At 62.1% G+C, this 8,716-nt stretch carries 6 protein-coding genes and 1 pseudogene; 3 read left to right on the forward strand and 4 right to left on the reverse strand.

What is annotated here, in order from left to right:
• The first annotated feature begins 11 nt into the window (after positions 1 to 11).
• Positions 12 to 2,024, forward strand: a complete 2,013-nt coding sequence (locus ABJF10_RS09230; protein WP_348544264.1) for a zinc ribbon domain-containing protein — start codon at positions 12 to 14, stop codon at positions 2,022 to 2,024.
• 63 nt (positions 2,025 to 2,087) lie between these two features.
• On the opposite strand, the gene ABJF10_RS09235 is transcribed toward ABJF10_RS09230, so the two are convergent.
• The 4 genes from ABJF10_RS09235 to ABJF10_RS09250 all read right to left on the reverse strand — a co-directional run bounded on the left by ABJF10_RS09235 (position 2,088) and on the right by ABJF10_RS09250 (position 6,338).
• The gene (locus tag ABJF10_RS09235; protein WP_348544265.1) at positions 2,088 to 3,338 is read right to left on the reverse strand and encodes a serine hydrolase domain-containing protein; all 1,251 of its coding nucleotides are present in this window, start codon (positions 3,336 to 3,338) and stop codon (positions 2,088 to 2,090) included.
• Between the two features lie 3 nt (positions 3,339 to 3,341).
• Positions 3,342 to 4,586, reverse strand: a complete 1,245-nt coding sequence (locus ABJF10_RS09240; protein WP_348544266.1) for a serine hydrolase domain-containing protein — start codon at positions 4,584 to 4,586, stop codon at positions 3,342 to 3,344.
• A gap of 77 nt (positions 4,587 to 4,663) precedes the next feature.
• Complete coding sequence (locus ABJF10_RS09245; protein WP_348544267.1) at positions 4,664 to 5,389, reverse strand: GH25 family lysozyme; 726 nt, start codon at positions 5,387 to 5,389, stop codon at positions 4,664 to 4,666.
• A 46-nt stretch (positions 5,390 to 5,435) separates the two neighbouring features.
• A complete protein-coding gene (locus tag ABJF10_RS09250; protein ID WP_348544268.1) occupies positions 5,436 to 6,338 on the reverse strand; it encodes a DUF1003 domain-containing protein in 903 nt (300 codons plus the stop codon).
• 217 nt (positions 6,339 to 6,555) lie between these two features.
• Here ABJF10_RS09250 and ABJF10_RS09255 point away from each other — a divergent pair, with 217 nt between their 5' ends.
• Positions 6,556 to 7,419 carry an alpha/beta hydrolase gene (locus ABJF10_RS09255; RefSeq protein WP_348544269.1) on the forward strand — a complete coding sequence of 288 codons (864 nt, stop codon included), beginning with the start codon at positions 6,556 to 6,558 and terminating at the stop codon, positions 7,417 to 7,419.
• A gap of 101 nt (positions 7,420 to 7,520) precedes the next feature.
• Positions 7,521 to 8,716: pseudogene (locus tag ABJF10_RS09260) on the forward strand (heme-binding protein); the annotation flags it as partial.

Below are 8,716 nucleotides of genomic sequence, written 5' to 3' on the forward strand. Positions count from 1 at the left end.
TCGCGACGCCCATGAAAACCATGATCTGGAAAGAATTGCGGGAAAACCTCCGGTGGGCCGCACTCGCCTTTTTCGTCCTTCTCCTGGCCGAAATCTTCACCCTCTCCTCGGGCTGGGAAGCGATCCAAATGGAAGGGGTCACGTTGTGCAGCGAGTCCTTCCTGCTGGTCAGTTCCTTTGGCTGCGCGGCGGTCGGCGCCGTCCTCGGCTCCTTGCAGATCCTGCCCGAATTGCGCCGCGACCAATGGGCGAGCCTGTTGCACCGCCCGGTCCCGCGCCACGTGATCTTTCTCGGCAAGGTCATCGCCGGGCTGGTGTTGTACGTGCTCGCGACTGGATTGCCGCTCCTGGCCAGCACCGCTTATGTCGTCTCGCCGGGCCGGGCACCGGCGCCATTTGTGCCCAGCCTCCTGTGGCCCCCTCTCAGTGACATTCTGCTCGGGGCGGTGCTCTACTTCGGCGCGGTGCTCGTGGGCCTGCATGGGGGGCGCTGGTTTGGTTCCCGCGGCGTGATCGTCCTCGCGTTGGTTGCCATTTTCTGCCTCCACCTCACCGGCCTCTCGCCCTTTCTGCTGCCCTTGGGGGCGATGGTCACCCTCTTCGTCGCGGCGTGGGGGGCGATGCTGGGCTCCCTCGCGCAGCGTTCATGGGCCAGCCGCCTGGCGTTCGGACTGCCGATCCTCGTCGGCCTGCAGACGGGGCTGGTCCTGATCGGCCTCGCCTTGAGCTACCTGCCCCGCCGCTCCTTCGAAGGCTACACTTATACCCGCCTTTCCATCGCGCGCGATGGCACGGTCTTCCTCCTGCACGGCGACGACAAAGGCCAAAGCGTGCTCCAGGATTTGCAGGGCAATGTCGTAACCGACGAAAAGTACGTCGGCAACGGCACCAGCATGTACGGGCTGTCGGCCAATATGCTGGCGGATCGCACGTTGGCCCGCGGCCGGCACTACCGGGGGAACTTCCGTTCGTCGCAAGGCCGGGTGGAAGGGGTGGCCGGCATGTACGGCGGCGCGGAGGTCTGGTATCTCCTTCCCGGCGCCCGCAGCTATTTCATCGGCTACGACAAGCTCAGCGCCCGTTGCATTGGCATCTGCGATGCCGAGGGCTTCAAGAGCGTCGGGGCGGCGATCCAGCCCTTCGCCTCCGATCCCCAGGCCGAGCTTTCGCAAACCAGTCCCTATCTTTGCTGGGTCGGTCCCCAAGTCCTGGCTGTCGATTTCACGGAGCGCCAGATGATCCCGCTACTTCATGTCGGGAGCGAGACCGTCTACGGGTTGCTGCGCTTTCCCTACGACAACGAACACCCGCGCATTGCCGTCGCCCTCGGCAACGAAATCCGGATCAGCACGTCCGAGGGTGCGCCGGTTTTCACGGTCCCGTACGGCTATCCTGCCGCCGCGATGCCACAGGTGAGCATTACCGCCACCGAAGACTTTGCGTTGACGTTTGTGGAATACATTCCGCACTACTACAGTCGGAGCGTCTTTCAGGATGAGGTCCACCTCGATGCGCTCGATAGACAAGGGAAGCGGGTGGCTACCTACTCCCCGCCGCCGACGAATTATCACCCCCGGCCGCCCACCTTGTTGATGCGGGCGCTCCGGTTGATCGATCTGCCCGGACCTTCGCTCCTCGCGTCCTTCCTTTACCGCCACGCCGACGACGATCCCACCGATACCCATCCGGCCCTGGCCATGATCACGCCGGCCGTGGTCATCCAGCCATCGCCTGGCGAGCTGGCGACTCTCGTCGTCTGGGCCGTGCTGCTCAGCGCCGCCGCCGGTGTTTGGGCGCGACGCCTGGGCTTCCCCGCGCACCGCACGGTCACCTGGATGATCGTGTCGTTGGTCTTCGGCCTGGCGGGGTTCCTCGCCTATCGCCTCGCCACGGCGTGGGCGGCGCGCGTCCCCTGTCCGCACTGCGGCCGCCCCCGGCCCGTCGATGCGGCGACCTGCCCCCATTGCCAGCAGACATGGCAGGCGGTGGCGCCGAGCGGCGCGGAGATTTTTGAGGCGGCGTGAAAACGATGTCATCCTTCGACAAGCTTAGTTCAGGATGACAGTTTTTAGGAAGCTCCGCTCAGCCTACTCCCCCTTCCACCCAAACTTCTCCACCGCGGTCTGGAAAAAGGTGCTGTAAAGTTCCTTCTGCTGTTCCTTGGTCATGTCGGAACTCTGCACCATCAGCACCATCACGATCTGGTTTTTGGGATCGATCCACATGCAGGTTTTGCGCGCTCCGAAGTGGCCGAAGCTCCCGACGGACGGACCTTGGTCATCCTTTTTAATGACGAACACTCCAATGCCATACGCCAGCTCCGGGGGAGTCGGCGCCTCGCCCGTCTGGATGGCGCCCATCTGCTTGACCGCTTCTTCCGAAAGATAACGTCGGCCCTGCCATTCGCCGCGGTTGAGGAGCATCTGGCAGAAGCGCCCGATATCGCTGGCGGTGGAGCAAATCCCATGAGACCCCTCGCCGAAATGATGGCCGTAATTGAAGAGCATCTGCTGCCCGAAGTTATTGAGCATCGGCTGCGGTACTTTCACGCCCTGGCTGAATTTCTGCCGGGCTTCGGTGGTCAGGTCTTTGGCGTCCAGGATGTCTTCGCGGCCCGATTTGTCCGCTGTCATCGCGGTTGTGTTGGCGAGCCGTTTGGCCAGCGCCTCATCGGGCCAGTAGGTCGTGTCCTTCAATTCCAGGGGCGTGAAAAGGCGCTTTTGCAGGAAGTCGGTGAAAGGCACGCCGGAGAGCACTTCGACGAGACGCGCCCCCGTATTGATGCCGCTATTGTTGTATTTGTACTTCGTGCCCGGTTCCCACTGGAGGGGCTTCGAGGCGATCGTTGCGACCGCTTCCTTCAGGGTGAAGAAGCGTTTGACGTCGGGATCGTCCGACCCCGTCAGCCCGCTGGTATGGCTCATGATCTCGCGGACGGTGATGGGGTGCTTCGGTGGATGCGGAGGCTGTTTGTCTTCCACCACCATCTGGCCCTTGAATTCGGGCAGATACTTCTCCACCGGATCGTCCAGCGTCAGCTTGCCCTCGTCCACGAGCATCATGACTGCGGCCCCGGTGAAGGTCTTGGTCATCGACGCGATATAAAACAGGCTGTCCGTCTGCATCGGCGTGTGGGCGTTCACGCTCGATTCGCCGACGGCCTCGAGATCGAGCACGTGATCGCGATCGGCCACCAGTCCCACCGCGCCGGACACGATATGCCGGTCGATCGACTTTTGCAGGACCGGCGCGAGCGGGCCTGGATCGGCCGCGGACGCCGTAGCCATCGCCACGACGAACGGGAGGAGAAGGAACGGGCGGGCGAGAGGGTGAGCCACAAATTATTTTCGGCCGAATTTTTCCACCATGGCCCGAAAGACGGAACCGTAAAACTCCTTCTGCTGCTCGCCGCTCATGTCCATGCGCTGGATCATCACCACCATGACGAGGTCGTCCTTCGGGTCGATCCACATGGCCGTCCGCCGCGCGCCCCGGTGGCCGTAACTCCCCACGTCGGACCCCTCGTTGTTCTTGATCTTCACGGACCATCCGACGCCGTAGCCTTCATCCGGATTGACGGGAACGTCTCCTGTCTGATTGGTCGACAGTTGTTTGAGCGCCTCCGCGGAAAGGTAGCGCCGGCCCTGCCACGTGCCGCCATTGAGCAACATCTGGCAAAACCGTCCGACATCGCCGGCGGTCGAGTAAAGACCACCGGCCGGTTGGGCGTAATGATTGACGAGATCGGGAATGACCCCTCCGCCGAAGTTATCCAGCAACGCCTCCGGGATCTTCTGGCCATGGCTAAGTTTCTCGCTCAGCGCCGCCGGAAGCTGCTTTCTAAATCCGACATCTTCGAGGCTGGTTTTGTCTGCCATGAACTTGGCGGTGTTGGCCAGCCGCGCGCCCTGTTCCTCCGTCGGGAAAAAGGTGGTGTCCTTCAATTCCAGCGGGGTGAAAAGGCGCTGTTGCATGAAGTCCGCGTACGGCACCCCCGAGAGGACTTCGATCAGGCGCCCTCCGGTGTTGATGCCCTGATTGTTGTATTCGTACTTGGTGCCCGGTTCGCGGTGCAAGGGCGACTTGCCAATGACCTCGACGATCTCCTGCAAAGTCGTCTTGCCCTTGAAAGCGGGGTCCTGCGGAGTGACCACGCCGCTGGTGTGGTCCATGACCTCGCGAACGGTAATCGGATGCCGCGGCGGATGCCGCTCTATGCTGTCCTCCTCCACCATCTGCCCCTTGAACTCCGGCAGATATTTTTCCACGGGATCGTCCAGCTTCAGCTTGCCCTCGTCCACCAGCATCATGAGCGCCGTGCCGGTGAACGACTTGCTCATTGAGGCGATCCAAAAGAGGCTGTCCGCTTTCATCGGCGTCTGCGCGCTCAAGCTCGAATAGCCCGCGGCTTCCAGGTCGAGCCCACGCTCTTTGTTCGCCACCAAAACGACCGCGCCACCGACCAGATGTTTATCCACGGCACTTTGCAGTACCGCCGCGAGCGGGGCGGTATCTGCAGCATGGCTGGCGGCCAGGGCGATGGCGAGCCAGCCAGCTACGACGAGAGAATGGGTGAGACGAATCATGGGAGGCAGGGCGGGGGTGTCGATACATTGAGCCAGCAGCCCGCGAAAACTTAGCGGCGTGGGCCCGTCACCGGCACTTACCGGCCTTGGTGGATGAATGTTTCCAAAGCCCCGGCATCGCCGTGAAAGACGTTCTGGTCGACAAAGCCGTTGATGCCAGGGACGCGTCCCTTTTCGGAGAACTGCCAAAACCGCCACGGCGGGTTATCGGAGATCCGTGGTGAGGTCAGGACGGAACGAATCCACAACTCCTTGACGGGAAAATCGCGAAGGAAGTAGTTCCGGAAATCATTGGCTGTATAGACGACGGGCTCACGCCCGTAGAAGGCCCTGACGACTCCCATGTAATCCGACAGCTCGTGTTGGAAATTCGCGACCGATGGCCGGGTTTCCGAGTTGCCCCACAACTCCACATCGACGACTGGAGGCAATGCATCGGGATCCTTGGGGACGACCGCGGTGAAGTTGGCCGCCTGTTGCAGGCCGGTCGATTTGAGGGTGAAGAAATGATAAGCGCCCCGCCGCAGCCCGGCCTCTGCGCTACCCCGCCAGTTCTCGACAAAGCGCTGGTCGCGAAAATCCTGCCCCTCGGTTGCCTTGATATAAACAAACTGCACGGAAGCGCGTGGCACCCCGTTCCATTGAATGACTCCCTGGTGACCCGACACGTCGATGCCGCGAATGGGGTATTGTCCTGGGTCGGGCGCATTCGGAATCCACACGCCCTCGAAATACGCGCCTGCGGCCGCCAGGAGGATGACGATACCGATGCCGACTACCACTAAAATGGATCGCCAGCTCATAGCGTTAACCTCGGAGCGAGTGAGACCGAACCAAGAGCTTCGCGCTCTATGCCTCCTCCGGGCAGGCGAGCTTGTCCTTCACTGCCTTGAGGCTGCGCACGAGGAAGTCGATCTCGGCATCCTGCGCGCGGGTCTTGCGGATGAGTTCCTCGAGCATGAGTTCGCTCTTGAGATTGACGTGGTAGTCGAGCTCGGCGGCGAGGCGGTCTTTCTCTGCGGCGCGGTTTTGCGACATCATGATGACCGGCGCCTGGAGCGCGGCGAGCGTCGAGAGGAGGAGATTCAAGAGGATGTAGGGATAGGGATCCCACTGGGCGCCTTCCGGTCCCTGGCCGATGTGGGAGAGGATGAAGCTGTTGACGGCCATCCAGACCACAAGGATACCGCCGAAGATGAAGATAAAGGTCCACGATCCGCCGAAGGTCGCGACCTTGTCCGCGATGCGCTGGCCGAAGGTGAGGCGGTCGTCCATCTCCTCGTTGACGTTCCGGCTGATGCGCTGGGAGACGAGGAGATTGGTCTGGCGCAGGCGGTTCGTGATGCCGCGGATGACTTCGAGCGCGGCCTGCGGATGCGCGAGGAGGAATTCCTGGAAATCGGCGCGGCTCAAGCGGTGCAACACGCCGTCCGCCGTGACCGTGGCATTCGCGGAGCGCTCGCCGCCATCGAGCACGGACATTTCGCCGAAGAAATCGCCGGGCACCAACTCGGCGAGCGTCACGTCCTTGGAGTCCTCATCGTGCACCCAGATGCGCACGTTGCCGGAATGCACCACATAGAGCGCGTCGCCTTTTTCGTGCTCGTGGAAGATGATGTCGCCCGCCTTGAAGTTGACGTTCTCGAGGAGGCTCGACATTTTTTCGAGGGCCTCGGGCGAGAGATCTTTGAAAAGGGCGATGGCGGCAAGCCCGAGATCCTGGTCGTCGTCCTGTGCGGATTCTTCACTCATAGAAAGTTGGAGAGGTTGCCGGTGAAAAATGATCGCACGCCAGAGTTTAGGCGAGGGGAAAAGCGGGCCGGGGAGTGAGGTGCTCGGGATGATTATGAACTGTCCTTGGAATCGACGCTCACTCACACCTTTTTAACAAGCGAGGTCACTACGCGAAAACGCGCATACTTGTGGACGGTGGCGGGATGTGCTAACCGTCCGGCCCCCCTCATTCCCCATGAAACGCCTCCTGTTTGTCATTTCATCTATAATGGCCGTCGCCGCGACCCTGCGCGCGACGGACCCCACCGATATCCGCATTGAGCGTGAAGTGCCCTATCTTGGCGCTGGACGCACCGAACTCGCGGATCTCTATCTGCCGCCGGAAATTTCGCCAGGACAGCGTGTTCCGGCAGTGGTCATCATTCACGGCGGCGGCTTCACGGGCGGTCATCGCGATGCGGCGCGCGAGTTGAATATCGGCAGCACGCTGGCGCGCAATGGCTACATCGGGATGAGTATCGACTACGCGCTGGCCGACATTTCGCGTCCGGTCTGGCCGCAGAATCTCTTCGACTGCAAAACGGCGGTGCGCTGGCTGCGGGCCAATGCGGACCGGTTGCAGATCGATCCGAATCATATCGGTGTGATCGGTGGCTCGGCGGGCGGCACGCTGGCTTCGCTCGTCACCTTGACGAATGTCAATGACCGGCTCGACCCCGACGGTCCTTACGGCAATTTTCCCTGCCAGGTGCAGTGCGGCGTGGACATGTACGGCATCGCCAGCATGGCCGAATGGCACGACAGCGCGATGTTCGGCAAGACGAGCGAGGAAGCGCCGGAGCTCTACCAGAGGGCGTCCCCGCTCACCTATGTGCATGCAGATTCCCCGCCCATGCTCATCTTGCACGGCACAGCGGACAAGACGGTGGATGTGTCGCAGTCGGAAAAATTCGCCGAGACGCTGAAAGCCAAGGGGGCGACGTACCAGGTGGAAATCATTCCCGACGCGCCGCACAGCTTTACCCTTCAACCGAAGGAAAAAGACCTGCGACCGTTGGTGCTGGCCTTCTTCGACCGCTATTTGAAAGCGGCGAAGTAGGCGCCCGCCCGGGCGGTTCGATAGCTAAGGTCTTGCGACGCGGCCTCATTAAGGCGCATACACTGCATCCCCGCGCCCGCGGGTTCCCCATTACCACTGCTATGAAGCTCCATCGCTCGCTCGTTTCCCTCCTTGCCGCCCTGGCGGTCACTGCGTTCTCCGTCCATGCGGAGGAAAAAACCTGGCTCACCTTTGAAGGCAAGGACGGCCCGGGAAAAGGCAAGCATGTGGTGCTGCTCGCCGGCGATGAGGAATATCGCTCGGAAGAATCGCTGCCCATGCTGGCGAAGATCCTCAGTCAGCGCCTCGGCTTCAAGACGACGGTGCTCTTTTCCGTGGAGGACGATGGGCGCATCAATCCCAACAAAGGGGATTCGCTCTCGCATCCCGAGGCGCTCGATTCGGCGGACGCGGTGGTCATGGCGCTGCGCTTCCGGCATTGGCCGGACGGAGCGATGGAGCATTTCGAAAAGGCGTATCTGCGCGGGGTGCCCTTCGTCGCGCTGCGCACCTCGACGCATGCCTTCAACTACGGCAAGGACAGCAAATACGCGAAGTACGGCTACAACTTCGGCGGCCCCGATTGGGTGAAGGGTTTCGGGCGGCAGGTGCTGGGCGAGACCTGGGTCAGCCACTGGGGCAAACACAAATCGGAGGCGACCAAGGGCATCATCGAGCCGGGGGCGAAGGACGATCCGGTGCTGCGCGGCGTGACCGATCTTTTCGGCCTCACCGATGTCTACGAAGCCGAGCCGCAGGCCGACGCGAAGATCCTCGTGCGTGGCCAGGTGCTCGCGGGCATGAAGCCGGATGCCGCGCCCGCGGATTACAAGAAGGCGCGCGTCGACAAGGTGGAGCAGGGGGTGAACGATCCGATGATGCCGGTGGTCTGGACGCGCGAGGTGAAAAATGAGGAAGGCAAGACGAACAAAGTGCTGACGACCACGATGGCCGCCGCGACGGACCTCGAGAACGAAGGCCTGCGCCGCCTGGTGGTGAACGGTATCTTCTGGGGCCTCGGCCTTGAGGTGCCCGCCAAGGCCGACGTCACGATCGTCGATGAGTACAAGCCGTCGTTCTTCGGCTTCATCAAAGATTACTTGAATGAAGGGCGTGCGCTGAAGGTCTCCGATCTCGAACTCGGCAAGGCGATGCCCGGCGAGCCGCTGGCCGCGCCGAAACCCCCGCCACCCAAGCCGCCGGAACCAAAGAAAGAAGCGGAGGCCAAGCCCGAGCCGCTGCCGGGTTCGGAGTTGCTCAAGCACGGCCCGCGTCCGGCGCGCCCCGCGCTGTCGGC

This window comes from Chthoniobacter sp. (assembly GCF_040003245.1).
Lineage (GTDB): Bacteria > Verrucomicrobiota > Verrucomicrobiia > Chthoniobacterales > Chthoniobacteraceae > Chthoniobacter.

What these genes read in the sequence shown, in the direction of transcription:
- ABJF10_RS09230 (WP_348544264.1), top strand. Translation starts at nt 12, where the DNA reads ATGAAAACCATGATCTGGAAAGAATTGCGGGAAAACCTCCGGTGGGCC.
- ABJF10_RS09250 (WP_348544268.1), bottom strand. Translation starts at nt 6,338, where the DNA reads ATGAGTGAAGAATCCGCACAGGACGACGACCAGGATCTCGGGCTTGCC.
- ABJF10_RS09240 (WP_348544266.1), bottom strand. Translation starts at nt 4,586, where the DNA reads ATGATTCGTCTCACCCATTCTCTCGTCGTAGCTGGCTGGCTCGCCATC.
- ABJF10_RS09255 (WP_348544269.1), top strand. Translation starts at nt 6,556, where the DNA reads ATGAAACGCCTCCTGTTTGTCATTTCATCTATAATGGCCGTCGCCGCG.
- ABJF10_RS09245 (WP_348544267.1), bottom strand. Translation starts at nt 5,389, where the DNA reads ATGAGCTGGCGATCCATTTTAGTGGTAGTCGGCATCGGTATCGTCATC.